The 25,103-nt window shown below is 51.3% G+C and carries 20 protein-coding genes; 15 read left to right on the forward strand and 5 right to left on the reverse strand.

Annotation, left to right across the window (positions count from 1 at the left end; all coding sequences use genetic code 11):
* The first annotated feature begins 5 nt into the window (after nucleotides 1-5).
* The 5 genes from ABDZ76_RS04125 (at nucleotide 6) to olsB (ending at nucleotide 4,016) form a co-directional block, all read left to right on the forward strand.
* The gene (locus ABDZ76_RS04125; RefSeq protein ID WP_343803046.1) at nucleotides 6-323 is read left to right on the forward strand and encodes a lipopolysaccharide assembly protein LapA domain-containing protein; all 318 of its coding nucleotides are present in this window, start codon (nucleotides 6-8) and stop codon (nucleotides 321-323) included.
* A 119-nt stretch (nucleotides 324-442) separates the two neighbouring features.
* Entirely contained in the window at nucleotides 443-1,609 is a 1,167-nt protein-coding gene (locus ABDZ76_RS04130) for an RsmD family RNA methyltransferase (RefSeq protein ID WP_343801699.1), read from the forward strand.
* Complete coding sequence (locus tag ABDZ76_RS04135) at nucleotides 1,606-2,484, forward strand: TrmH family RNA methyltransferase (RefSeq protein ID WP_343801702.1); 879 nt, start codon at nucleotides 1,606-1,608, stop codon at nucleotides 2,482-2,484. The genes ABDZ76_RS04130 and ABDZ76_RS04135 overlap by 4 nt, the downstream gene beginning before the upstream one ends.
* Entirely contained in the window at nucleotides 2,484-2,972 is a 489-nt protein-coding gene (gene lspA, locus ABDZ76_RS04140; RefSeq protein ID WP_343801705.1) for a signal peptidase II, read from the forward strand. The genes ABDZ76_RS04135 and lspA overlap by 1 nt, the downstream gene beginning before the upstream one ends.
* Before the next feature lie 147 nt (nucleotides 2,973-3,119).
* Complete coding sequence (olsB, locus tag ABDZ76_RS04145) at nucleotides 3,120-4,016, forward strand: l-ornithine N(alpha)-acyltransferase (RefSeq protein WP_374844531.1); 897 nt, start codon at nucleotides 3,120-3,122, stop codon at nucleotides 4,014-4,016.
* A 99-nt stretch (nucleotides 4,017-4,115) separates the two neighbouring features.
* Here olsB and mutS read toward each other — a convergent pair whose 3' ends face one another.
* Entirely contained in the window at nucleotides 4,116-6,770 is a 2,655-nt protein-coding gene (gene mutS / locus ABDZ76_RS04150) for a DNA mismatch repair protein MutS (RefSeq protein ID WP_343803052.1), read from the reverse strand.
* A gap of 262 nt (nucleotides 6,771-7,032) precedes the next feature.
* Between mutS and ABDZ76_RS04155 the strand changes: the two genes are divergently transcribed.
* The 6 genes from ABDZ76_RS04155 to ABDZ76_RS04180 all read left to right on the forward strand — a co-directional run bounded on the left by ABDZ76_RS04155 (nucleotide 7,033) and on the right by ABDZ76_RS04180 (nucleotide 16,383).
* On the forward strand, nucleotides 7,033-9,330 hold the full coding sequence (locus ABDZ76_RS04155; protein ID WP_343801709.1) for an NADP-dependent malic enzyme: 2,298 nt from the start codon (nucleotides 7,033-7,035) through the stop codon (nucleotides 9,328-9,330).
* 88 nt (nucleotides 9,331-9,418) lie between these two features.
* A complete protein-coding gene (locus ABDZ76_RS04160) occupies nucleotides 9,419-12,190 on the forward strand; it encodes a [protein-PII] uridylyltransferase (RefSeq protein ID WP_343801712.1) in 2,772 nt (923 codons plus the stop codon).
* A 14-nt stretch (nucleotides 12,191-12,204) separates the two neighbouring features.
* Nucleotides 12,205-13,776: a murein biosynthesis integral membrane protein MurJ gene (gene murJ, locus ABDZ76_RS04165; protein WP_343801715.1), complete on the forward strand. Its 1,572-nt coding sequence runs from the start codon at nucleotides 12,205-12,207 to the stop codon at nucleotides 13,774-13,776.
* A 180-nt stretch (nucleotides 13,777-13,956) separates the two neighbouring features.
* Nucleotides 13,957-15,024, forward strand: a complete 1,068-nt coding sequence (gene trpS / locus ABDZ76_RS04170) for a tryptophan--tRNA ligase (protein WP_343801718.1) — start codon at nucleotides 13,957-13,959, stop codon at nucleotides 15,022-15,024.
* A 96-nt stretch (nucleotides 15,025-15,120) separates the two neighbouring features.
* A complete protein-coding gene (locus tag ABDZ76_RS04175; protein ID WP_343803055.1) occupies nucleotides 15,121-15,612 on the forward strand; it encodes a universal stress protein in 492 nt (163 codons plus the stop codon).
* 201 nt (nucleotides 15,613-15,813) lie between these two features.
* Nucleotides 15,814-16,383 (forward strand): NifU family protein, encoded by a 570-nt coding sequence (locus ABDZ76_RS04180; RefSeq protein WP_343801721.1) that lies wholly within the window; start codon nucleotides 15,814-15,816, stop codon nucleotides 16,381-16,383.
* Between the two features lie 83 nt (nucleotides 16,384-16,466).
* On the opposite strand, the gene ABDZ76_RS04185 is transcribed toward ABDZ76_RS04180, so the two are convergent.
* The 4 genes from ABDZ76_RS04185 to hrpB all read right to left on the reverse strand — a co-directional run bounded on the left by ABDZ76_RS04185 (nucleotide 16,467) and on the right by hrpB (nucleotide 21,821).
* Nucleotides 16,467-17,087: a L,D-transpeptidase gene (locus tag ABDZ76_RS04185; protein ID WP_343801724.1), complete on the reverse strand. Its 621-nt coding sequence runs from the start codon at nucleotides 17,085-17,087 to the stop codon at nucleotides 16,467-16,469.
* Between the two features lie 248 nt (nucleotides 17,088-17,335).
* Nucleotides 17,336-17,899, reverse strand: coding sequence for an ActR/PrrA/RegA family redox response regulator transcription factor (locus ABDZ76_RS04190; protein ID WP_343801727.1), 564 nt, complete (start codon nucleotides 17,897-17,899; stop codon nucleotides 17,336-17,338).
* 91 nt (nucleotides 17,900-17,990) lie between these two features.
* Nucleotides 17,991-19,289 (reverse strand): ActS/PrrB/RegB family redox-sensitive histidine kinase, encoded by a 1,299-nt coding sequence (locus ABDZ76_RS04195; protein WP_343801730.1) that lies wholly within the window; start codon nucleotides 19,287-19,289, stop codon nucleotides 17,991-17,993.
* A gap of 84 nt (nucleotides 19,290-19,373) precedes the next feature.
* Nucleotides 19,374-21,821, reverse strand: coding sequence for an ATP-dependent helicase HrpB (gene hrpB, locus ABDZ76_RS04200; RefSeq protein WP_343801733.1), 2,448 nt, complete (start codon nucleotides 21,819-21,821; stop codon nucleotides 19,374-19,376).
* Nucleotides 21,822-22,000: 179 nt separating this feature from the next.
* Between hrpB and ABDZ76_RS04205 the strand changes: the two genes are divergently transcribed.
* The 4 genes from ABDZ76_RS04205 (at nucleotide 22,001) to fghA (ending at nucleotide 24,823) form a co-directional block, all read left to right on the forward strand.
* Complete coding sequence (locus ABDZ76_RS04205; RefSeq protein WP_343801736.1) at nucleotides 22,001-22,291, forward strand: metal/formaldehyde-sensitive transcriptional repressor; 291 nt, start codon at nucleotides 22,001-22,003, stop codon at nucleotides 22,289-22,291.
* 30 nt (nucleotides 22,292-22,321) lie between these two features.
* Nucleotides 22,322-23,434, forward strand: coding sequence for an S-(hydroxymethyl)glutathione dehydrogenase/class III alcohol dehydrogenase (locus ABDZ76_RS04210; RefSeq protein ID WP_343801740.1), 1,113 nt, complete (start codon nucleotides 22,322-22,324; stop codon nucleotides 23,432-23,434).
* Complete coding sequence (locus ABDZ76_RS04215) at nucleotides 23,434-23,910, forward strand: GNAT family N-acetyltransferase (RefSeq protein ID WP_343801743.1); 477 nt, start codon at nucleotides 23,434-23,436, stop codon at nucleotides 23,908-23,910. The genes ABDZ76_RS04210 and ABDZ76_RS04215 overlap by 1 nt, the downstream gene beginning before the upstream one ends.
* A 76-nt stretch (nucleotides 23,911-23,986) precedes the next feature.
* The gene (gene fghA, locus ABDZ76_RS04220) at nucleotides 23,987-24,823 is read left to right on the forward strand and encodes an S-formylglutathione hydrolase (protein WP_343801746.1); all 837 of its coding nucleotides are present in this window, start codon (nucleotides 23,987-23,989) and stop codon (nucleotides 24,821-24,823) included.
* The last annotated feature ends 280 nt before the right edge of the window (nucleotides 24,824-25,103 follow it).

Consider the following 25,103-nt stretch of genomic DNA (forward strand, 5'->3'; position numbering starts at 1 on the left):
AAAAAATTCCGACGCGCCGCCTGGTAACCCTAATTATTCTGGTGCCTCTGGCTGTTATTCTGATCGCTTTATCTGTTGCCAATCGTATGAGCGTAACAGTGACCTTCGATCCGTTTAATCCGGGCAATCCGGCATTGTCCTATACTGCTCCGCTTTTTGTCTGGTTGTTTGCAACCTTGCTGGTGGGGCTGGTATTGGGTGGTGCAATTACCTGGCTGGCGCAAGGAAAACACCGTAAACAAGTGAAAATCCAAAAGCTGGAAATTGCCCATATCAAACGGCAAAATCAGCAAAACCTGCTGGGCAATGACAGCTATTTATAAAATAGCCGCATTATTTTTCACATTTATGGTGCGAACCACGCCTTAATTTCAGTTTTTCTCTTTCACCTGCCAGCACTTTATCCTACGAGACAGTAAAAGAGCTTTGTGGAGTTAGTCCGGTGAAGGCAACCAAACCAAAAAACAAACGTCCGGCCGGACAGAAAACGCGCACCAAAAACGAACGGGCAGATCATTTTGCCCCCAATGCGGAGCGATCACCAAAGCCGGCAGGCTTTAAAAAACCGCGCCCGCAATTTGCCAAAACAGCCGAAAAATCAGCTGATAAGTTTAGCGAAGCGCCGGAAAATACCCGCGCTAAAGAACGCACACAAGACAAACATGATCAGCCAGCCCGCATTTTAAGCCCTCGTACAGGCAAAAAACCGGATGAGCGCAGCGCCGTTATCTTAGAAACTTTGCCGAGCGATGATTATGCCCTGCTCGACAGCGGCAATGGTTTGAAGCTGGAGCAATATGGCTCATACCGCATCATCCGCCCTGAAGGTCAGGCCATTTGGCTGCCTGCATGGGATAAATCGGAGTGGGACAAAGCAGACGCTGTTTTCACCGGTAACACCGATGAAGAAGGCATGGGGCGCTGGGCTTTCCCTAAAAAGCCGCTTGGCGAAACATGGCCGATGAAGCATGACGGCATTGAATTTCATGGCCGTTTCACATCCTTCCGCCATGTCGGTGTGTTCCCTGAACAGGCCGCACATTGGTCTTATATGGCTGAACTTATTCGCCGCGAAACCTCCAAAGGCCACACCGTCCGTGTGCTCAACCTCTTTGGCTATACCGGCGTTGCATCACTGATTGCTGCACAGGCAGGCGCGGAAGTCACCCATGTGGATGCTTCCAAAAAAGCAATCAATTGGGCAAAAGAAAATCAGGAAATGGCTGGTTTACAAGATAAGCCAATCCGCTGGATTTGCGATGATGCGATGAAATTCGTCGCCCGTGAAGAACGCCGCGGCAGCCATTATGATATTATCCTGCTGGATCCGCCAGCCTATGGGCGCGGGCCGAATGGCGAAGTCTGGCAGTTGTTTGATCATCTGCCCGCCATGGTTGATCTGTGCCGTTCCATCACCACTAAAGATGCGCTGGCTGTTATTTTAACCGCCTATTCAATCCGTGCCTCTTTCTTTGCTATTCATGCTTTGATGTGCGACCGCTTCACCGGCCTTGGCGGTGTGATTGAATCAGGCGAATTAATTTTGCGTGAGCGCTCAGCCAATCGTGCGCTTTCCACTTCTCTCTTCAGCAGATGGGTTCAACAATGAGCCAGGAATATGATTTTTCCGCTTCCAACCGTTCTTCAACCCCGCGCAACGGACAGGTGAAAGAAGTCACCAGTCTGGCCAATCCGATTGTAAAGGATTTGCGCTCGCTGGCGATGAAGAAATTCCGCGACCAGCAAGGCGTGTTTATGGCCGAAGGCTTAAAACTCGTCATTGATGCACTTGATCTCAACTGGAAAATCAAAGTGCTGGTTTTTGCCAAATCCGGCAAAGGCAACAAGCTGGCCGAACAGGCAGCAGCGCGCACCGTTGCCTCCGGCGGTTTAGTTTTGGAAGTCAGCGAAAAAGTAATGGCCGGCATTACGCGGCGCGATAACCCGCAAATGGTTGTCGGCGTTTTTGAGCAGCAATATCAATCGCTCAAAAACTTAAAGCCATCCGGCAATGATACCTATATCGCACTCGACCGTGTGCGTGATCCGGGCAATCTCGGCACTGTTATCCGCACCGCGGATGCAGTGGGCGCCAAAGGTGTGATCCTCATCGGCGACACCACCGATCCTTATTCGCTTGAAACCGTACGCGCCACCATGGGTTCAGTTTTCGCATTGCCGCTTTATCGTGCAAGCGAAGCGGATTTTCTACAATGGCGCAAGGGTTTTTCCGGCATGATTGTCGGCACGCATTTGAAGGGTTCGGTTGATTACCGCACCATTGATTATGCGAAAAAGCCGGTCATTTTGATGATGGGTAATGAGCAGCAGGGCTTGCCGGATACGCTGGCTGAAACCTGTGACAAGCTTGCCCGTATTCCGCAAGCCGGTCGTGCCGATTCGCTCAATCTCGCCATTGCCACCGCAGTCATGCTTTATGAAGTGCGCCGCGAAGCGCTGATTTTAGACGAAAGACCTGCCTGATGAGCAAGCTCAGAGCTTCTTTGCCCACTATTCTAATCATCGTTGCAGCCATCTTCGTTGATCAGATGGTGAAACTACGCGTAGAAGACACGATGGAATATGGCGAACAGATCGACATTTTGCCGTTTCTGGCGCTCTATCGCACCCATAATACCGGTATTGCTTTTTCGCTTTTATCGGGACTTCATGACAAAGCACTCGTTGCCTTTACCTTGGCTGTCGTATGCTTCGTCATCTATTTATGGTGGACAACAGCTCAAAACCGTGTTTTCGCACGCGTTGGCTTTGCGCTGATTATTGGCGGCGCCATCGGCAATCTGATCGACCGCTCCATGCTTGGGCATGTGGTTGATTACGTGTTGTTTCACCTGCCAAACTGGTCATTCGCCATTTTCAATCTGGCCGATGTTTTCATCACCATCGGAGCCGGTCTTATCCTGCTGCAGGAGTATCTCAGCTGGAAACAAGAAAAAGCCGCAAAGAAATGACATTCAACTGTCACCATTATCGCTTAATTAAATTATCGATACCTTGCATAGGATATGTGGTAAAAGCTGTCTGATTTTATAGAGACAGCCAAACCGCTTTGAATTGCTCTGGAAAAGAGTGAATAAACACATCGGGAGCAAAGCAGGATGGCGCCAGAGCTTGGAAAGACTACGCAAATAGTCGATAATAATGCCATGACAACATTAAACAGCGCAGATGTGACACCAGACACCAACACCGACAATACTTCATTGCTCGGACGTATGGGGACATTGGAAGTCCGGATTGCAACCACGCCTGAAGAAATCGAAGCTGCACAAGAGCTGCGCTTCCGTGTTTTCTTCGATGAAATGGGCGCTAAAAAAGACAGCCTCCAAGCGATTGAACAACGCGATGCCGACCGTTTTGATCCGGTTTGTGATCATTTGCTCGTTTATGACACTGCCCTTCCCGGCCCTCAGCACAAACAGATTGTTGGCACCTATCGTCTGATGCGTACCGATCAGGCCAATAAAGCGCACGGCTTTTATTCCGCCAGCGAATATGATGTGCAGCGCCTGACCCTGTCGAAGCCGGACATGAATTTTCTGGAGCTTGGCCGCTCCTGCGTCAGACCGGAATATCGCTCCAAACGCACTGTCGAACTGTTATGGCAGGGTATCTGGGCTTATTGCCGCCGTCATTCCATCGATGTGATGATGGGCTGCGCCTCATTCCAAGGTGCGGTGCCAATGGCACATGCTTTGTGCCTGTCATTCCTGCATCAAAATGCCCGTGCTGATGCGGAATGGGATGTACGCGCACTGCCTGAACACTATCATGCGATGGATCTGATGCCAGCCGAAGGCGTGAACATGAAGCTTGCTCTGTTCTCCATGCCGCCGCTGATTAAAGGCTATTTGCGCCTTGGTGCAATGATCGGTGATGGTGCAGTGGCTGACGAATCCTTCGGCACTACGGATGTATTTATCATCCTGCCGGTCTCACGCATCGCCAGCCGTTATATTAGTTACTATGGCGCGGAAGCTGACCGTTTCATTTAATAAAACGTGAAACTGGGCTGCAAAAGCGCCGTTAAACGTGCCATCCATAAAAAGGGCTGCCCGATTATTCTGGCAGCCCTTTTTCATGACTTAACTGCATTACTTGGCAATCGAAATTTCTTTCAAACGATAAAGCGCTTCCAAGGCTTCACGCGGGCTCAAATCATCCGGGCGGATTGCATCCAGTGCCTGTTGCAATTCATTGACCTGCACTTGAGCCTTTGGTGTTTCCTGCTTCAGCACCACCGAGAAGAGCGGCAAATCATCAATCAGCTTATTGGCCTTGCCGGATGTTTCGCCTTCTTCCAACTGTTTCAGCACATCACGCGCACGGTTGACCACTGCCTCCGGCAAGCCCGCCAAACGCGCCACCTGCACGCCATAAGAGCGGTCAGCCGCCCCTTGCGCCACCTCATGCAGGAACACGACATCATTGTCCCATTCCTTCACCCGCATGGTGACATTGGACAAGCGCTTCAGCTTTTCTGACAAGGCCGTCATTTCATGGAAGTGAGTGGCAAAAAGCGAACGGCAACGGTTTTTCTCATGCAGATATTCAACTGCTGCCCAAGCAATCGAAAGCCCGTCAAATGTTGCCGTACCGCGTCCGATCTCATCCAAAATCACCAGTGCGCGTTCGCCTGCCTGATTGAGAATGGCGGCAGTTTCCACCATCTCCACCATAAAAGTTGAGCGGCCACGCGCCAGATCATCAGAAGCACCGACACGCGAGAACAAGCGGTCGACAATACCGATATGCGCTGAACCGGCAGGCACAAAAGAACCCATCTGCGCCATCATCGCAATCAGTGCATTCTGGCGCAGGAAGGTCGATTTACCGCCCATGTTCGGGCCGGTCAGCAACCAGATCGCACCATTTTTGTCATTATTTTGCGGTGACAAATTACAATCATTAGCCACAAACGGATTAGCAGCCTGACGACGCAATGCCTGCTCCACCACCGGATGACGACCACCGACAATGTTGAAAGCCAGACTGTCATCAACAACTGGACGACAATATCCTTGTTCATCAGCCAGCACCGCCAGAGCAACTGACACATCATAGACCGAAAGAGCCGCAGCAGCTGCACGAATTGCATCGGCAAAAATGACAATCTCTGCTGTCAGATTATCAAAAATTGCTGTTTCAATAGAAAGAGCGCGATCCGCGGCATTGGCAATTTTTGTTTCCAGTTCCGCCAGTTCTGTGGTGGTAAAACGCATGGCATTGGCCATCGTCTGACGGTGGATGAAGCGTGCCTTTGCTTCATCACTGTCAGTCATCACACCAGCATTATTGGCGGTGACTTCGATGAAATAACCAAGCACATTATTATGCTTGATTTTGAGCGTTTTAATGCCGGTTTCATCAATATAATTTTGCTGCAATCCGGCGATCACACGACGTGACTGGTCACGAAGACCGCGCATTTCATCAAGCTCCGCATGATAATTTGCCCGCACAAAACCGCCGTCACGCTTCAAAAGCGGCAGTTCATCCGCCAAAGCATTGTCCAGATGATCACGCAGTGTCTGCGGTATATTGCCAAGTGCATGCAGCGCTGTTTTTAACTCTGCCGGCAAATCCTTATCTCTGAGCACATCGCAAATAGCACGCGCGGCCTCAAAACCACGCTGAAGAGCGCCCATATCGCGCGGGCCACCACGCCCGACTGCCAGACGAGATAAAGCACGAGGCATATCCGGCACACCTTTCAGCTCAAGGCGCAAGGCATCGCTTAAAACCGGCTCATTGAGAAAATAAGATACCGCATCAAGGCGCGCATGAATGGCCTGCGAAGAGGTTAACGGAGCGGTTAACCGCTCGGCCAGCAAACGGCTGCCACCACCTGTTATGGTGCGGTCGATTGCTTTGAGCAAACTGCCATCCCGTTGACCGGAAAGGGTGCGCACCATTTCCAGATTAGCACGCGTTGCCGGATCAATGAAAAGGGTTGAGCCTTCCTGCTCGCGCTCCGGTCGCATCAATGGCGGACGTTCGGAAATCTGCGTTTTCTCGATATAGGCAATTGCGCCGGAAATCGCCGACAATTCGGAGCGCGAAAACTGGCCGAAACCATCCAGTGTCGCTACATCATAATAACGCTGGATGCGTGATTGTGCAGCGGCACTATCAAACAAAATTGCTGGTTGCGGAATAACTGAGCGCCCGATCTGATCAAAGACAGGGCGCAGTTCCGGATCATGAAAAACCGGCTCCGCTACAATCAGCTCGCGCGGATCAACGCGCATAATATCGGCAAACATCCGCTCCGGCGAACTTTCCGTCACACGGAATGTGCCGGTGGAAATATCAATCCATGCCAGCGCCAGCACATTGTCAGCTTCGCCTTTAACGCGGCCTAAGGTCATCAGGAAGTTGGCCTCTGAAGGATCAAGCAGCTTTTCTTCTGTCAAAGTGCCCGGTGTCACAAGGCGCACCACATCGCGCTTGACCACAGATTTGGAGCCGCGTTTTTTCGCCTCTGCCGGATCTTCCACCTGTTCGCAAACAGCGACGCGGTAGCCTTTGGCGATCAGCTTTTGCAAATAATCATCAGCAGCATGAAACGGCACACCGCACATCGGGATTTCATCGCCCAGATGTTTGCCACGCTTGGTCAACGTAATGCCTAGCGCTTTGGACGCTTCGACTGCATCTTGGAAAAACAGCTCGTAGAAATCGCCCATCCGGTAAAAAAGTAGCGAATCAACATTCGCAGCTTTAATCTCGATATATTGCTCCATCATCGGCGTGAGTCGCACCGGCGCCTCATGCTGGACTTCAGTTTCAGTGGATGAAGCGGAAATATCGTTGATAATCTCTGGTTGGTTCGTCAATCTTCAGCTCCGCCTTCCATAAAACACAATTTTGTTACGCATAAACCACTCAAAAACATTGAATCTTGCGTAAACTATAAATTTCATCACAATATCTATTCCCGAAATGATATTTACGCACCACCCAACACAGAATACCTAGAATTCTCCACAGATGATAACCGGAGTTGACATGTCAGCCTCAGAAAAAAACAATAACAAAACCCCGACTGCCGCACAGGCTGCCAGTGATAAAGAAGCGCTCGATTTCCATTCGATGGGGCGCCCCGGTAAGTTAGAAATCGTTCCGACCAAGCCTATGACCACCCAGCGTGACCTGTCACTGGCTTATTCTCCGGGCGTTGCTGTTCCGGTAAAAGCCATTGCTGAAAATCCGGCCAGTGCTTACGATTACACCGCCAAAGGCAATCTCGTTGCCGTTATTTCCAATGGTACAGCTATTTTGGGTCTTGGCAACCTTGGTGCGCTGGCTTCCAAGCCGGTGATGGAAGGTAAGTCAGTCCTGTTCAAACGCTTTGCTGATGTTGATTCCATTGATCTGGAAGTTGACACCACCGACATTGACGCTTTCATCAATGCTGTGCGCTATTTGGGCCCGTCTTTCGGCGGCATCAATCTGGAAGATATCAAAGCGCCGGATTGTTTCATTATCGAGCAGCGCCTGCGCGAAATGATGGACATTCCGGTGTTCCATGATGACCAGCACGGCACCGCAATTATTTCAGCTGCCGGTCTCATCAATGCGCTGCATCTGACCGGCCGCGATATGAAAAAAACCAAGCTTGTCTGTAATGGTGCAGGCTCTGCCGGTATCGCCTGTATCGAACTGATCAAAGCCATGGGCTTTGCCTCTGAAAACGTCATCCTTTGCGACACCAAGGGTGTTGTTTATCAGGGGCGTGAAGAAGGCATGAACCAGTGGAAATCAGCCCATGCCGTCAAAACCGACAAGCGCACACTGGCCGATGCCATGGATGGCGCAGACGTTTTCTTCGGCCTTTCGGCCAAGGGCGCACTAACCGATGAAATGGTTGCCTCAATGGCTGCCAACCCGATCATTTTTGCCATGGCAAACCCTGATCCGGAAGTCACCCCTGAAGATGTTGCGAAAATTCGCGATGATGCAATTGTTGCAACCGGTCGTTCTGATTATCCAAATCAGGTCAACAACGTGCTGGGCTTCCCTTATATCTTCCGCGGTGCGCTGGATGTGCGTGCAACCACCATCAACGAAGAAATGAAAATCGCTGCCGCAAATGCACTGGCACTGCTTGCCCGTGAAGATGTGCCGGATGATGTTGTGGCCGCCTATCAGGGCAACCGCCCGCGCTTTGGCCGCAATTATATCATTCCGGTGCCGTTTGATCCGCGTTTGCTGGCTTCTGTTTCAGTGGCTGTTGCCAAAGCTGCGATGGATACCGGTGTTGCCGGTCGTGCAATCACCGATCTTGATGCCTATTCACGCGAATTGTCAGCGCGTCGTGATCCGATTGCATCGACATTGCGTGGCATTTATGAGCGCGTGCGCAGCAAGCCAAAGCGCATTGTTTTTGCCGAAGGTGAAGAAGAGCAGGTCATGCGTGCTGCTGTTTCCTTCGTTAATCAAGAGCTTGGCACTGCCATTCTGGTTGGCCGTGAAGACCGTATCCGCGCGACCGCAGAAGCCGCCGGTGTTGATCTGGGTAAGCCGAACATTGAAATCATCAATGCGCGTCTTTCCAGCCGCAACACGGCTTATGCTGATTATCTTTATCAAAAGTTGCAGCGTCAGGGCTTCTTGTTCCGTGATTGCCACCGCCTGATCAACAATGACCGCAACCATTTTGCAGCCTGCATGGTTGCCCTTGGTGATGCGGACGGCATGGTCACCGGTATCACCCGTAATTACGCCACCGGCCTTGAAGATGTGCGCCGCGTGATCGACAGCAAGCCAGGCCACCGCGTGGTTGGTGTTTCTATCGCCATCTGCCGCGACCGCACTGTCTTTATCGCAGATACAGCCGTTCATGAATCACCATCTGCCGAAGAACTGGCTGATATTGCTGTCGAAGCAGCCGGTATGGCACGTCGCATGGGCTACACCCCGCGCGTTGCTCTTACCGCTTATTCCACCTTCGGCCATATGGGCGGCGAACGTTCGGCAACCATTCAGGAAGCTGTCCGCATTTTGGAAAAACGCCATGTGGACTTCGAATTTGATGGCGAAATGAGTGCAGAAGTAGCGCTCAACGGCAAGCTGATGGCGCAATATCCGTTCATCCGCCTTTCCGGCCCTGCCAATGTGCTGATCACACCAGATCATCACTCAGCAACCATTGCAGCCGATATGCTGCAAGAACTGGGCGGCGCAACGGTGATTGGCCCTCTCTTGGTTGGCCTTGATAAGCCTGCCCAGATTGTCAGTCTCGGTGCGAAAGATACCGACATCGTCAATATGGCAGCAATCACTGCCTATAATGCTTCCAACTAAGCAAAGCATCGATTAGATTAAACGCCGGCCTCACATCGTGGAGCCGGCGTTTAAGATTCTTTATTGATGTGCAATATGAGGCAGTCTCTTGAAAATACTCCAGACGATTGACGAAGAAGCCTTTATTGCAAAATTCAATCTGCTGGCTGAAAGCCAACTTCCTGCCCACGAATTACGCCGTGATATTTTATGTCTGCTGAAAGAAACGCGCCAGCAAGGCTTAGAAGCGGCTGAAAAAATGCTCGCCCAAGATGGCGGCGGCACTTTATGCGCCAGACGTATTTCCCATTTGATGGATGTCCTCATCCATGCGCTTTATAATTTTGTCACCACCCGCATCTATCCGGTCAATAATCCGTCCATGGCGGAAACCATGGCTATTGTCGCGGTGGGTGGCTATGGCCGCGGTGGTTTAGCACCCGGCTCCGACATCGATTTATTATTTTTGCTCCCCTATAAACAGACGCCTTGGGGCGAGCAGGTGGTGGAATATATCCTCTATATGCTGTGGGATATGAAACTGAAAGTTGGCCACGCCACCCGCAATATTGATGATACAATCCGGCTGTCGCTGGAAGATATGACCATCCGCACTTCGGTGCTGGAAAATCGCTTATTGATTGGTGATCTCTCTCTTTTTGAGCAGTTGCAAAGCCGTTTTGAAAACGAAGTTGTGGCCGGAACAGGCCCTGAATTTATTGCCGCCAAGCTGCATGAGCGTGATCTGCGCCACCAAAAATCCGGCGTCACGCGCTACCTCGTCGAGCCCAATGTCAAGGAAAGCAAAGGCGGACAGCGCGACCTGCAAACCCTCTTCTGGATTGCGCGTTATTTCTACGGCATCCGCAGCAGCGAGGGGCTGGTCAAGCTTGGTGTTTTATCGCGTGCCGAACATCGCTTGTTTAACAAAGCCAAAGATTTTCTTTGGGCAGTGCGCTGTCATATGCATTTTCTCACCAACCGCGCCACTGAGCGCCTGTCTTTCGAGTTGCAACCCGACATTGCCGAACGGCTTGGCTATACCGCGCATCCGGGGCAAAATGCTGTTGAGCGCTTCATGAAGCACTATTTTTTGGTAGCCAAAGATGTCGGTGATTTAACCCGCATCATCTGTGCTGCTTTGGAAGAGCAGCAAGTGAAAAATGTGCCCGGCTATAACCAGATTTATATCAGCAGCGAACCGCATAAGCGCAAGCTCAGCCGCGGCAGTGATTTTGTCGATGAAAACCACCGTATCAATATTGCCCGTGATACGGTTTTTCAGGAAAATCCGGTCAATATCATCCGCCTGTTTCATCTGGCCGATAAACATGGGCTGGCACTGCATCCTGTCGCCATGCAGCAGGTTTCGCGTTCATTAAAGCTCATCAAAACCGATTTGCGTGAAAATCCGGAAGCCAACAAATTATTTCTGGAAATAGTCACTTCCCCGCGTGATCCGGCATTGATTTTACGCCGCATGAACGAAACCGGCGTGCTGGGCAAATTCATTCCTGATTTTGGCCGTATCGTCGCGATGATGCAGTTCAACATGTATCACCATTATACGGTGGATGAGCATCTCTTACGCTCCATCAAAGTATTGTCGGAAATCGAACACGGCACTTTGGAGGAAGAACACCCGCTTTCCAACGAGCTGATGGCATCACTGAAAACCGCGCGCAATATTCTTTATGTCGCGCTTTTCTTACATGATATCGCTAAAGGCCGCCCCGAGGCACACTCAGTGGCCGGAGCACGCATTGCCCGCAAGCTTTGTCCGCGCTTTGGCTTGACGGCTTCCGAAACAGATACGGTTGCATGGTTGATCGAACAACATCTGACCATGAGTAAAATTGCCCAGTCGCGTGATCTCAACGACCGCAAAACCATTCAGGATTTTGCAGACATTGTGCAAACCAAAGACCGTCTGAAGCTTCTGCTTATCCTCACTGTTTGCGACATTAAAGCCGTTGGCCCCGGTGTCTGGAACGGCTGGAAAGGCCAATTGCTGCGCACCCTCTATTATGAGACCGAGCTGGTTTTAACCGGTGGTTTTTCCGAGGCCTCACGCACCGAGCGCGGCGAAAAAGCCCGACAATTGCTTGCACAAAGTTTGGAAAACTGGCCGGAAGAGGCCGTCAACGCCTATATTCCGCTTCTTTATACCAATTATTTGCTGACTGTGCCTTTGGAAGATCAGATCCGGCATGCCAATTTTATCAGACAGGCCGACACACAAAAGCGCACTGTTGCAACGCTTGCACAACCGCATCGCTTTGAAGCCGTCACTGAAATCACGGTTTTAGCACCGGACTCGCCCCGCCTTCTCACCGTCATCACCGGTGCCTGTGCGGCAGCAGGTGCGAATATCGTTGATGCGCAGATTTTCACCACCCGTGATGAGCGCGCTTTGGACACGATTTTGATCAGCCGCGCTTTTGAGCTTGATGAAGATGAACGCCGCCGCGCCGAGCGCGTTGGCCAGCTGATTGAGGACGCATTGGCGGGCATTGCCCATCTGCCTGATGTGATGGCAAAGAAAATCAAGCCAAAGCGCACGCCCAAAACATTCCGTATTGAGCCGCGCGTGGTGATCAATAACAGTCTTTCGAATAAATTTACTGTTTTGGAAGTAAAAGGGCTCGACCGCCCCGGCCTGTTATGGGAATTAACCGGTGTGATTTCCGATCTGTCACTCAATATTGCATCCGCCCATATCACCACCTACGGTGAAAAGGTTGTTGATACATTTTATGTGACAGATTTAAGCGGCGAAAAAATCGCTTCAACGACCAAACAAAATAATATTAAACGCAAACTTCTCACCCTTTTGAATGACGAGACAGCGGCCAAAACAACCGCACAAACGGGTAACTGACAGGCATTGATCCTATGAGCTTGGTTAAAAAATTCGCGACCGTCGCCTCGGGCACTTTGATGAGCCGTATTTTCGGCTTCACCCGTGAAATGATGATGGCCGCAGCGCTCGGTACCGGCCCTGTTGCGGATGCGTTTAATGCCGCCTTTCGGTTTCCCAACACCTTCCGTCGTCTTTTTGCCGAAGGTGCGCTTAACACCGCCTTCGTGCCGCTCTTTTCCAAAGAGATTGAAAAAAACGGCATGGAAGGCGCTCGTAAATTTTCCGAAGAAGTTTTTGGCGTTCTGTTCACGATTTTGCTGGTGCTGACCATCGCCATGGAGCTTTCCATGCCGTTTTTGGTGCGCACCGTCATCGCACCGGGCTTTGTTGATGATCCGGTCAAATATGAGCATACAGTACGTCTGGCAGTTATCATGTTTCCTTATCTGGCCTGTATGTCGCTGGCGGCGATGATGGGCGGGATGCTCAACACTTTGCATCGCTTTTTTGCCGCCGCCATTGCACCGGTTTTCCTCAACATCATCCTCATTGCCGTGCTGGTCTGGGCATGGTGGCAGGGTTATGATGCGCTTGATATCGGCCTTGGTCTTTCATGGGGCGTGATGGCAGCTGGTTTGGTTCAGCTGGCAATCGTCTGGGGCGCAGTGCGCAATGCAGGCATTAAAATCGGCTTCCGCTTTCCAAAACTCACCCCCAATGTGCGCCGCCTGTTGGTGCTGGCTCTGCCTGCTGCTATCACCGGCGGCATCACGCAGATTAACCTTTTAATCAACACCAATATTGCCTCGTCGCAAGATGGCGCGGTTTCGTCTTTGGTTTATGCCGACCGTATCTCACAATTGCCGCTTGGCGTGGTGGGGATTGCGGTTGCCACTGTTTTACTGCCCGAATTGTCGCGCGCTTTACAAAGCGGCAATGACAAGGAAGCAGGAAACTTACAAAACCGCTCGGTTGAATTCACGCTGTTTTTAACCCTGCCAGCGGCTGCTGCTTTGCTGGTTTTTGCCACACCAATCGTGCGCCTGCTGTTTGAACGCGGACAATTCAGTGCTGACTCCACACTTATTGTTGCTCATATTCTCGCCATTTACGGCGTTGGCTTGCCGGCCTTTGTGTTGATCAAAGCCTTTTTGCCCGGCTTTTTTGCCCGTGAAGATACCCGCACACCGATGATTTTTGCCGGTATTGCAGTTGTGATCAATGTATCGCTCGCCCTCACTTTATTCCCGATCTGGGGTGTCTGGGGCATTGCCACCGCAGAAGTCGTTGCTGGCTGGACAAATGCCATTTTACTTTTGAGCCTGCTGATTTATCGCGGCCATTGGGCTTATGATGCACAGCTGATCAGCCGTGTACCGCGCCTTATTTTGTCAGCAGCCATCATGGCCGCCATGCTTTATTTCGGCGCAGATTATCTGTCTGATTATCTGCAAAAAAGTGCGGGTTTCGGTGTGCAGGCTTTAACCGTTGGTCTTTTGGTTGTCTGCGCCATGATTACCTATTTCGGCGCAGCTTTTGCCACCGGTGGCGCAAGCCTTTCAATGCTTCGCAGCAATATGCGAAAGAAATCAAAAGCTGCATAAATATAAAAATAGCTTGCTTGGTTCTTCACGCTCTGGCACGAGTGCTCGTGTTGAAGAGCGTCCGCATGCGTCCAAACCACATACGTCGCTCTTAATATAACCAAGTCAGAGTATGTCTGATCATCAATGTATGAAAACGATACTCGCCCGGCTTTCCAACAGCTTGAGGAAATTACAAAAATGAGTGGCTTTAAAGAACGAATTTTTTCCGGTGCACAGCCAACCGGTAACCTCCACCTCGGCAACTATCTCGGCGCCATCAAGCGCTGGGTTGAATTGCAGGACGAACATGAGTGCGTCTATTGCGTCGTGGATATGCATGCCCTGACCGTTTCACCGGATCCGGCAGAACTGTCACAAGCCACCCGCGAGATCACCGCCGCCTATCTGGCTGCTGGTATTGATCCGAAGAAGAACATTGTTTTCAACCAGAGCCGTGTCATTCAGCATGCTGAACTGGCTTGGGTTTTCAACTGTATTGCGCGCATCGGCTGGATGAGCCGCATGACACAGTTTAAGGATAAAGCCGGTAAAGACCGCGAAAATGCTTCGCTTGGCCTTTTTGCTTATCCGAGCCTGATGGCTGCTGACATCCTGCTTTACCGTGCCACCCATGTGCCGGTGGGCGATGATCAGAAACAGCATCTGGAACTGACACGCGACATCGCACAAAAGTTCAACAACGACTATTCCGCCCGCATTGCCGATCTCGGCATTGGTGTGGAAATGGCAGTTGGCGATGAAACTGTGACCGGTTATTTCCCGCTTACTGAGCCGATGATTTCCGGCCCTGCAATGCGTATCATGTCGCTGCGTGACGGCACCAAGAAAATGTCGAAATCCGACCCGTCGGATTTGTCACGCATCAACCTGATTGATGATGCTGAAACCATCACCAAAAAAATCCGCAAGGCCAAAACTGATGCGGATGCTATTCCATCAGAGCTTGATGGTCTGACAGGCCGCCCGGAAGCTGACAATCTGATCGGCATTTATGCAGCCCTTTCCGGTGTGTCTAAGCAAGATGTATTGCGCGATTTCGGCGGCAAGCAGTTCTCCGAATTCAAAGCATCACTTGCTGATTTGACGGTCGCGCAGATGTCACCGATCACACAGGAAATGCGGAAACTAATCGCAGACCCTGCTTATATCGACAGCGTGCTGAAAGATGGCGGCGAACGTGCCGGTGTGATTGCCGAACAGACAATGAAAGATGTTCGCAATATTATCGGCTGGTTGCAGAACTAAGCTTTTTGAATAATCAACTTCAATAATCGTCAGGCGCCATGCTGATTTATCATCATGGCGCTTGCAGCAAATGTTCTGAAATGGCAGATTGGTCAAATGGTTTCAAAACGATTGAGCCGGGAAGCCGGACACCGCCGCAAATTTCTGGTCATTATTGATGATACGCCTGAATGCGGGCGTGCTGTCGCTTATGCATCAAGACGCGCTAAAAACACCGGCGGTGCGCTGGTTTTGATGTTTGTTATTGATACATCTGATTTCCAGCATTTTCTGGGCGTTGGTGAGATCATGCGCTCTGAGGCCGAAGAACGTGCCCGTTTGGCGCTGGAAAAGCTCGCCACCCAAGTGCGCGAAAAGCAAGGGCTTGAGCCTGAGCTGATTGTGCGTGCCGGTGAAACCACTGAAGAATTGCAAAGTCTGGTTGAAGAAGATCAGGATATTGCGATTCTGGTTCTGGCTGCCGCATCAGGCAAAGAAGGCCCCGGCCCCCTCATTCAGATGCTGGCCGGTAAAAGCGCATCTTTCCCTATTCCTGTCACTGTTATTCCTGCGAATTTAAGTGACGAAGATATTGATGCAGTGGCCTGATCACACTATATTGATAAAAATTGTCATGTTTCACTGACTGTTCTGATCATGATCGGGCTTGCCTCTTTTGTCATTCCCGTTTATTAGAATAGTTCCAAGGTATGATATAGTGTGCTTCGGCCATTATATCCCGATAATCTCTTTCTGCAGCTTTAAGCGCTTTTAAAAAAGCTTGAAAACTGCCCAACGCGGGAGAACGAAATGTTCATCCAGACAGAAACAACGCCAAATCCGGCGACCTTGAAATTTCTCCCGGGCAAAGTCGTCATGCCTGAGGGCACTGCAGATTTCCGCAGCGCAGAGACCGCAGCCGATGCGTCTCCGCTTGCTGCCAAACTCTTTGCGGTTCCTGGCATTACCGGCGTATTTTTCGGTTATGACTTCATCACCGTCACCAAAGATGATGCTGAGTGGCAGCATCTGAAACCTGCGGTTCTCGGCACGATCATGGAGCATTTCATGTCCGGCGCGCCTGTGATGGCTGGCGTCAGCGCTCCTGCGGCCACCGACCACAGTGCCGATGAATTTTTTGATGCAGGCGACAGTGAAATTGTCGATACTATCAAAGAATTGCTGGAAACCCGCGTACGCCCTGCTGTTGCGCAGGACGGCGGCGACATCACCTTCCGCGGCTTTGAAAACGGCGTTGTATATCTGCACATGAAGGGTGCTTGCGCCGGTTGCCCGTCTTCAACCGCTACCCTGAAGCACGGTATTCAGAACTTGCTTAAGCACTTTGTGCCGGAAGTTTTGCAGGTCGAAGCAATCTGATCTGATTGTTCTATCAATATCAAAAAGCCGCATGAAACTTTGTCTCATGCGGCTTTTTTTATTTTCAACTTTACTGCTCGCGCTTACAGAACTGTGACCTGCGCATCTTTATCGACGCGATCATAAAGATCCATAATGTCCTGGTTCATCAAACGAATGCAGCCGGAAGACATTGCCTTACCGATTGACCACCATTCCGGTGTGCCATGCAGACGATAGCCGGTATCACCATTTTTGTTGTGCAGGTAAAGAGCGCGCGCGCCGAGCGGATTTTTCAAGCCCGGGCCCATACCATTGCGATATTTTGCCAATTCCGGCTGGCGCTTGATCATCGGCGCCGGTGGTGTCCATGTCGGCCATTCACGCTTGGCAGCAACGCGTGCCGTGCCTGACCAGCCAAAGCCCTCACGCCCCACCCCAATACCATAGCGCACGGCTTTATTGTCCGGCAGCACATAATAAAGATGCTTGTCCTTGGTATCGACAACAATCGAGCCCGGCTTTTGTGACGTTTTATAAGTCACTGTCTGGCGGCGATATTGCTCAGGAATTTTATCCTTAGGGATAGCAGGCAGCGTATAGCCCGCATCTTTAACCGCCGGATATGAAGCGCTTGCCTGAAAAGGCGAACCGCTCGTGGAACATGCTCCCAAAAATCCGGTCAGAATAACGGCAACGGGTATTTGCAATGATTTGAAATTCATGAATTCCCCCAAAGAACAAGCCGCTTCCCCTTTTGAACCGACCTTGCTTGTTAACGCCAATGTGCAATCAATATAGTTAAACTTTCATTAACTATACTTATTAACCTTTGCGAGGGAATAGATTTTTTAAAGACAACAGCATTTCAGCCTGTCGTTCTTTAATTCAACTGAGAGTTTTTAAGATAACCATCAGTGAAACCAGTCCGTCAGACTGATTTCACATGTTTCATCATCACTGGCGGCAGTCTTTAGCGCGGGGCGCGCTTGGCCAGAATACGCTGCAAAGTACGGCGATGCATATTCAAACGACGCGCTGTTTCAGAAACATTGCGCTCGCACATTTCATAAACACGCTGAATATGTTCCCAACGGACACGGTCGGCAGACATCGGGTTTTCGGGTGGAATCACTTTTTCACCCGGTTTGCGTGTCAGAGCAGCAAAAACCTCATCCGCATCGGCAGGCTTGGAGAGATAATCAATCGCACCAAGTTTCACTGCATTCACAGCGGTGGCAATATTGCCATAGCCGGTGAGAACAATTGCCCGTGTATCGGCGCGTTTGGCACGAATCGCCTCGATAATATCGAGACCATTACCGTCACCCAAGCGCATGTCCACAACGGCATAAGCCGGTGCAGCGGCCTTCACAGCTGCAATACCCTCTTCAACCGATTCTGCTGTTGTCACGTCGAAGCCACGGCTTTCCATGGCGCGTGCCAAGCGTTGCAAAAACGGTTTGTCGTCATCGACCAGAAGAAGAGAAGGATCGATGCCGATTACTTCACTGTCGTCCTGATTCAATTCGTCCATCAGGTTTTTCCTACTCGGTTTTTGTTTCCTTATTGTAGCCCTGCGGCAAAAAGTCAAATAAGCAATTCAAAAAAATGCTTGCGAACCGTATTTATTTCACATTTCCGGCCAAAATATCACGCGACCACACCACGCGGATTTCCGCGCCCTGCCCCGGATTGCTTCGATTATGGAAACTTATATGCGCGCCGGAGCGCTCCAGTAACGTTTTTGCGATGAAGAGCCCTAATCCCAAACCACCGCCACTATGGCCGCTCTCACGACTGGTTGTGTAAGGCTCACCGATTCGCTCCAGAATTTCCGGTTTGAACCCCTGCCCGTCATCCTGAATGATGACGCGCACTTCCGTTTCACTCCAGCTCCATGAAACAATTGCTTTTTCACGGGCAAAATCCACCGCATTTTCAATCAGATTGCCAAGGCCGTAAAGCAGCCCCGGATTGCGCCGCACCACCGGCTCAGGCTTTGCACCCTCCTGACACACCACTTCCAGATCAATGCCGAAATGGCGATGCGGTGCCACCACTTCCTCAATCAGTGACGAAAGCGGCATACGCGACATATGCTCTTCATTTTCAGATGAAAGGCTGGTCAGGCGCTGCAAAATCTCGCGGCAACGCTGCGTTTGTGATTGCAGCAGGCTGATATCGTCAACAAGCCCTTCATCTTTGGAATGCGAACGCTGCATTTCCTTAACCACCAGCGCGATGGTTGCCAAAGGTGTGCCAAGCTCATGTGCGGCAGCGGCCGCCAAACCGTCAAGCGCTGTCAAATGATGCTCACGCTGCAAAATCAGCTCGGTTGCCGCCAATGCGTCGCCAAGCTGGCGCGCTTCTTCTGCAATCCGGTAAGCATAAACGCCTGTAAAGCCAAGCGTGGAGATCACCGCGCTCCAAATGCCTGCCACCAATAGAAACGGCAATTCCAGTACCGTATCCGGATACCACGGTAAATTGAGGTGATAGAAGGTGAGAAGGCTCGTGCACAGCGTCACCAATAGCCCAAGCACGATGGTATGGCGTGTCGGCAGCGATGTGGCCGAAATAATCACCGGCACGATCATCAAAATCGTAAACGGATTTTGCAAACCGCCGGTCAGATATAACAGCCCTGCCAGTTGCAACACATCAAAGCCCAGCACAATGCTGGCCGCAGTCGGGTTCAGACGATGGCTGACCGGATAACGGAAACCCAAAAACAAATTAAGCCATGCGGAAAGGGCAATCAGCGCAAAACAAATACCGACCGGAAACGGAAAGCGCAGATAAAGCGCCACAAACATCACTGCCGCGGTTTGTCCGGCGATGGCCAGCCAGCGGATACGCACCAATGTGGTCAGGCGCGGACGACGTGACTGGCTCGAAGCGCGGCTGTGAAAATCTGTGTGCATGACCACTCCGTACCAATTTTTGTTGACCCTATAAGGCAAGTTTTAAATCAAGGTAAGTCCTGCCGCTTCGTTTTCCGTCCCCGCCTATTGTCCGCGCGGCTTGGCGCGGCGTGTCGGCGCAGCATTGGCAGGATCTTCCGGCCAGACATGTTTGGGATAACGGCCACGCATATCCGCGCGCACATCTGCCCAAGATCCCGCCCAAAAACGTGGTAAATCGCGGGTGATCTGGATTGGCTTATGCCCCGGCGACAATAGTTCCAGCACCAGCGGCACTTTACCATCGGCAATGGCAGGATGCACTGTCAGCCCGAATAATTCCTGCACCCGCACAGCAATTACCGGCTGGTCGGCATCATAACGTATCGTGATATTAGAGCCTGTCGGCACTTCAAAACTAACCGGTGCCAGTGCATCAATCTTACGCTGCAAATCATAAGGCACCAGCGAGCGTAAACCATTGCTGATGACATGAAGCGGTATTTTATCAAGCCGTGCTTCGCCGGTTAAAAACGGCAATAACCAATCTTCCAGCCTGTCGATCAGCGACGCATCATCCATGGCAGGCCACGGCTCGCCCAAGCCCTGATAAAGCCAGCCTAAACGGTGGCGTAAAATTTCAGCCTCTTTGCCCCATGGCAAAATCTGCAATCCATATTGACGCACGGCCTCAACAACACCTAAATCCGCCTCTTCACCGGAAGGAGCAGCCATTTGCTTTTCTTGCAGGGCAAATTGGCCAATACGTGTAGCTTCACGGGCGCGCAGACTGTTTTTTTCTGCATCATAAAGCACTTGTCTGCCGGTTTTGATCTTATGGCCTAAAACCTGCCGGATTTCACTTTCGCTGGTTTCTGCCGCTGCCAATATGCGGCTGCGCTCAGCGCGCCCTGTCAAATCGGCCACCACCAACCATGATGCTTTGGACAAAGATGATACCCCATCCACTTCGCCGCCGCGACCATTGGCCAGCACAAATTGTCCCGCAGCGCCACGCGCCCTTGCCAGGCGATCAGGATAAGCATCCAGCAATAAGCGTCCGATCGTCGATGTCTCGCCAGTTGACGTTCCACCTAATCGTTTAGCCAATTGTTTGGCGCGTTGGGCGCGGTCAGAGCGATCATGTTTAAATTTACGAAACCGTTCTTCCAGATCAATATCGGAGCCACCAAGGCCGCGCTCAGTCAAAAGAAGCGCCAATTCTGCCGCAAACAAACCTTCACCGCGTTGTTTGGCTTTTGCTACCATATGCGCAAGGCGCGCAGGCAAAGCCAGTTCGCGCATCGCTTGACCATCTACGCTCAACCGACCATCGCCGTCCAATGCTCCCAGTTCCATCAGCAGGTTACGTGCTTCATTAAGGGCTGCGCGCGGTGGCTGATCTAAAAACTGCAAATCAGCCGGATCGCTCACACCCCATGCAGCACAATCAAGCAACAGGCCGGACAAATCCGCTTCGAGAATTTCCGGCGTATTAAAGGGCGGCAAAGACGCTGTCTGCCCCTGATGCCACAGCCTTATAGCAACACCGGGTTCTGTTCGTCCTGCACGTCCTGCCCGCTGATCGGCCGCCGCACGCGAGGCACGCACGGTTTCAAGGCGGGTCAAACCGGTTGCCGGTTCATAATGCGGCACACGGCTTAAACCACTATCAATCACCACACGCACGCCATCAATGGTCAGCGAGGTTTCAGCAATTGATGTTGCCAGTACAATTTTGCGTTTTCCTTCAGGCGAAGGTTTGATCGCGGCATCCTGATCACGACCCTCCATCGCCCCGTAAAGCGGACACAGCATAATGTTTGCGCCAAGATGCGGCTCCAGCAAACGGGCTACCCGTTCAATTTCGCCCTGCCCCGGCAAAAAGGCCAATATACTACCAGCCTCATCAAAAAGCGCATCCCGAATAGCCTGCGCAACGGCATCTTCCACGCGCTCTTGTGGTTTGCGCTCACGATAGCGAATATCGATGGGAAAGCTTCGCCCTTCGCTTTTGATCACCTGCGCATCATCGCCAAGAAGTGCTGCCACCCGCGCACCGTCAAGCGTTGCCGACATCACCAGAATTTTCAAATCCGGACGTAAAGCTGCCTGCACATCCAATGCCAGAGCAAGACCGAAATCCGCGTCTAAACTGCGCTCATGAAACTCATCAAACAAAACCGCTTTAACGCCGCTGAGTTCAGGATCCTCCAAGATCATGCGCGCGAAGACACCTTCCGTCACCACCAGCACACGGGTGGAAGCGCTTGTCTTATTTTCAAGACGCATCCGGTAGCCGACCGTTTGCCCGACCTCTTCACCGAGCAGCTGCGCCATGCGTTTAGCGCTCGCGCGAGCTGCAATACGGCGCGGCTCAAGCACAATGATCTTATCCGTGCCAGACCAGTTTTGATGCAAAAAGTGCAAAGGCACCAACGTCGTTTTACCAGCGCCGGGAGGCGCTACCAGCACATGTTTATTGCTGCGCTCCATCGCGGCATCCAAAGCGGGCAAAACATGGGTAACTGGTAATTCGGGTAAGCTTCGCAATGAAAATGCCTATCTCATTTTTTACTCGCCGGTTAAGGCGCCAATAAAAGCGATAAACAAAAGCTCTGCACCAGTTTGGCCAAACTTGTCCAGTCTGCAACACCGGTAAACAGTATTATTGACATACTCCCCCATAGTATATAGTTTTTAGCTATCAAGCTTTGAAAGGCTTCAACATCATGCCGCATTCACCGGAAGAGAAAAAACGCGTCATCACCCGTCTGCGCCGCATTAAAGGTCAGGCGGAAGCACTGGAGCGTGCGGTAGAAGCCGGCACGGAATGCGGTGCATTGTTGCAGCAACTGGCAGCACTGCGCGGTGCTGCCACCGGATTGATGGCCGAAGTGCTGGAAAGCCATTTGCGTGAAACTTTTGGTGCTGCAAGCACAGATGCAGGTGCGCTGCCTCTGGAAAAAGCTGAAGCCGAAATTGACCAGATTATGCGGATCATCCGCAGCTATTTAAAATAAAATATCAGGAACCCGCGAGGAGAAACAAAGATGAAATCACGCGCAGCTGTGGCATGGGAAGCAAACAAGCCGCTGACCATCGAAACCATTGAAATAGGCGGCCCGAAACCGGGTGAAGTTCTGGTGGAAATCATGGCAACCGGTGTCTGCCACACCGATGCCTACACGCTTTCCGGCCTTGATTCTGAAGGAAAATTCCCTGCCATTCTCGGCCATGAGGGCGCAGGTATCGTGCGTGAAGTGGGCGCAGGCGTCACGACTTTGAAACCGGGCGACCATGTCATTCCGCTTTACACACCGGAATGCCGCTCGTGCAAAACCTGCCTGTCACAGCGCTCCAATCTTTGCACCTCCATCCGCTCCACCCAAGGTCAGGGCCTGATGCCGGATCGCACCACGCGCTTCTCCTGCGATGGCGGCGAAATCTTCCATTATATGGGCTGCTCGACCTTCTCCAACTTTACTGTTTTGCCGGAAATCGCGCTGGCAAAAGTGCGTGAAGACGCACCATTCGATAAAATCTGCTATATCGGTTGCGGTGTTACCACCGGTATTGGTGCAGTGATTTACACCGCAAAAGTCCGCCCGGGCTCCAATGTTGTGGTGTTCGGCCTTGGCGGCATCGGCCTCAATGTAATTCAGGGCGCGCGCATGGTGGGTGCCGACAAGATCATCGGTGTCGACATCAATCCGGCTAAAGTCGAAATGGCGAAAAAATTCGGCATGACAGACTTCATCAACCCGCGTGAAATCGGCAATGATAAAGTGGTTCAGGCCATTCAGGACTTAACCGACGGCGGTGCGGATTATTCCTTTGATGCCACTGGCAACACAGATGTGATGCGTCAGGCACTGGAATGCTGCCATCGCGGCTGGGGTGAATCAATCATCATCGGCGTGGCGGAAGCTGGCAAGGAAATCGCCACCCGTCCGTTCCAGCTTGTTACCGGACGCGTCTGGAAAGGCACCGCCTTTGGTGGCGCGCGCGGCCGCACCGATGTACCGAAAATCGTTGATTGGTACATGGAAGGTAAGATCAACATTGATGATCTCATCACCCATAAAATGCCGCTGGATGAGATCAACACCGCCTTTGATCTGATGCATGAAGGCAAATCCATCCGTTCGGTCATCACATTCTGATGAGCGAAGCCCGTTTCATCTCCCGCTGGGATGAAATCGATAATCTTTCCCCGCGCGCACTTTATGCCATGCTGAAGCTGCGCGTGGACGTTTTCGTGGTTGAGCAAAAATGCCCTTACCCCGAAATAGACGGTAAAGATTATGACGCATTTCATTTGCGCATTCTGGATGGTGATATGCATGATGGTGTATTGGCCGCATCCTTGCGTGTGTTGCCGCCTGAACAAACCGGCAAGCCTGTGAAAATCGGGCGTGTTGTGGTGGCACCGGATTATCGCGGCCACAAGTTTGGCAATCGCCTGCTTGAAGAAGCGCTTGCATTTGCACAACAGCGCGTTCCTCATGCGGCCATAGAGCTTGGTGCGCAAAGCTATTTGCGCAAATTTTACGGCTCGTTTGGCTTTGTGCCTATTTCAGATGAATATCTGGAAGATGGCATTCCGCATATCGACATGCGCTTTGTCTCAAAGGCCTGACAACAATCAAGCAGCGCCATTTCTTTAACTGAAACGGCGCTTCTTCTCATATAATTTTTGCTTTGGAGGAAAATTTATGGAAACCATTTCAACAGCCAAAGCCTTTGGCGGCACGCAAGGCGTTTATCGCCATAAAAGTGAAGCCTGCCAATGCGATATGACTTTTGCAATTTTTCTGCCACCACAAGCAGAGCAAGGGCCTGTGCCGGTTTTATGGTATCTTTCCGGCCTCACCTGCACCCATCAAAATGTGATGGATAAAGGCGAATATCGCCGTCTGGCCGCAGAACTTGGGCTAGCAATCATCTGCCCGGACACGTCTCCGCGCGGCCAGGATGTGCCGGATGAAAAAGACAATTGGCAGTTTGGCCAAGGTGCCGGTTTTTATCTCAATGCCACCCAAGCCCCTTTTGATAAGCACTATCAGATGGAGCGCTATATCAGCCAAGAACTGCCTGCACTGATCGAACAGAACTTCCCTGTTGATCTGACCCGACAGAGCATTTTCGGCCATTCGATGGGCGGCCATGGTGCCATTACCCTCGCGCTTAAAAATACCGGCCGCTTTAAATCGGTTTCAGCCTTTGCGCCCATTGCCCAACCTTCAACAGCCGGATGGTCAAAACCGGCCTTTGAGAAATACTTGGGCAATGATCCGGCGCAATGGCGTGCTTATGACAGTACGTTGTTGATCGAAGACGGGCACCGTGTGCCGGAACTGCTCATCGACCAAGGCACTGCCGATGGCTTTCTGGATGATGGCCTGCGCCCTTGGCTTTTGGAAGAAGCCTGCAAAAAAGCCAATATTCCGCTGACGCTCAATATGCGCGAAGGCTATGATCATTCTTATTATTTCATTTCCACATTCATGGATGATCATTTGCGCTGGCACGCAAAAAGACTATTCGCATAATCGGCAATTGCTAAAATTTAAAAGCCCCTTCACGGGGCTTTTTTCATGCCCTGAAATAGTCAGCCGTTGAGGTTTTGAGCGGCATAAGAGTGCTTTTGTTGAAAAGAAGCATAAATCATCAAAAAACACGCTAAAAGTGATGAGAAATCCACTTAAATCGTGGCTATAAATTTGGAGAAAACGGCGCGAGAGCCTATATTGAATTCATATATGTCGTATGATTCGACACAAGGTTTTTGGTGCGGCCTTTAAAAGATGCGCCTGAAACCATTATCGTAAC

The sequence above is a fragment of the Paenochrobactrum glaciei genome, from assembly GCF_039522165.1.
Classification (GTDB): Bacteria; Pseudomonadota; Alphaproteobacteria; order Rhizobiales; family Rhizobiaceae; genus Paenochrobactrum; species Paenochrobactrum glaciei.

Coding starts and splice junctions, on each gene's coding strand:
- ABDZ76_RS04135 (WP_343801702.1), top strand. CDS start 1,606: ATGAGCCAGGAATATGATTTTTCCGCTTCCAACCGTTCTTCAACCCCG.
- lspA (WP_343801705.1), top strand. CDS start 2,484: ATGAGCAAGCTCAGAGCTTCTTTGCCCACTATTCTAATCATCGTTGCA.
- olsB (WP_374844531.1), top strand. CDS start 3,120: ATGGCGCCAGAGCTTGGAAAGACTACGCAAATAGTCGATAATAATGCC.
- mutS (WP_343803052.1), bottom strand. CDS start 6,770: ATGATGGAGCAATATATCGAGATTAAAGCTGCGAATGTTGATTCGCTA.
- ABDZ76_RS04155 (WP_343801709.1), top strand. CDS start 7,033: ATGTCAGCCTCAGAAAAAAACAATAACAAAACCCCGACTGCCGCACAG.
- murJ (WP_343801715.1), top strand. CDS start 12,205: ATGAGCTTGGTTAAAAAATTCGCGACCGTCGCCTCGGGCACTTTGATG.
- trpS (WP_343801718.1), top strand. CDS start 13,957: ATGAGTGGCTTTAAAGAACGAATTTTTTCCGGTGCACAGCCAACCGGT.
- ABDZ76_RS04175 (WP_343803055.1), top strand. CDS start 15,121: ATGGTTTCAAAACGATTGAGCCGGGAAGCCGGACACCGCCGCAAATTT.
- ABDZ76_RS04180 (WP_343801721.1), top strand. CDS start 15,814: ATGTTCATCCAGACAGAAACAACGCCAAATCCGGCGACCTTGAAATTT.
- ABDZ76_RS04185 (WP_343801724.1), bottom strand. CDS start 17,087: ATGAATTTCAAATCATTGCAAATACCCGTTGCCGTTATTCTGACCGGA.
- ABDZ76_RS04190 (WP_343801727.1), bottom strand. CDS start 17,899: ATGGACGAATTGAATCAGGACGACAGTGAAGTAATCGGCATCGATCCT.
- ABDZ76_RS04195 (WP_343801730.1), bottom strand. CDS start 19,289: ATGCACACAGATTTTCACAGCCGCGCTTCGAGCCAGTCACGTCGTCCG.
- ABDZ76_RS04205 (WP_343801736.1), top strand. CDS start 22,001: ATGCCGCATTCACCGGAAGAGAAAAAACGCGTCATCACCCGTCTGCGC.
- ABDZ76_RS04210 (WP_343801740.1), top strand. CDS start 22,322: ATGAAATCACGCGCAGCTGTGGCATGGGAAGCAAACAAGCCGCTGACC.
- ABDZ76_RS04215 (WP_343801743.1), top strand. CDS start 23,434: ATGAGCGAAGCCCGTTTCATCTCCCGCTGGGATGAAATCGATAATCTT.
- fghA (WP_343801746.1), top strand. CDS start 23,987: ATGGAAACCATTTCAACAGCCAAAGCCTTTGGCGGCACGCAAGGCGTT.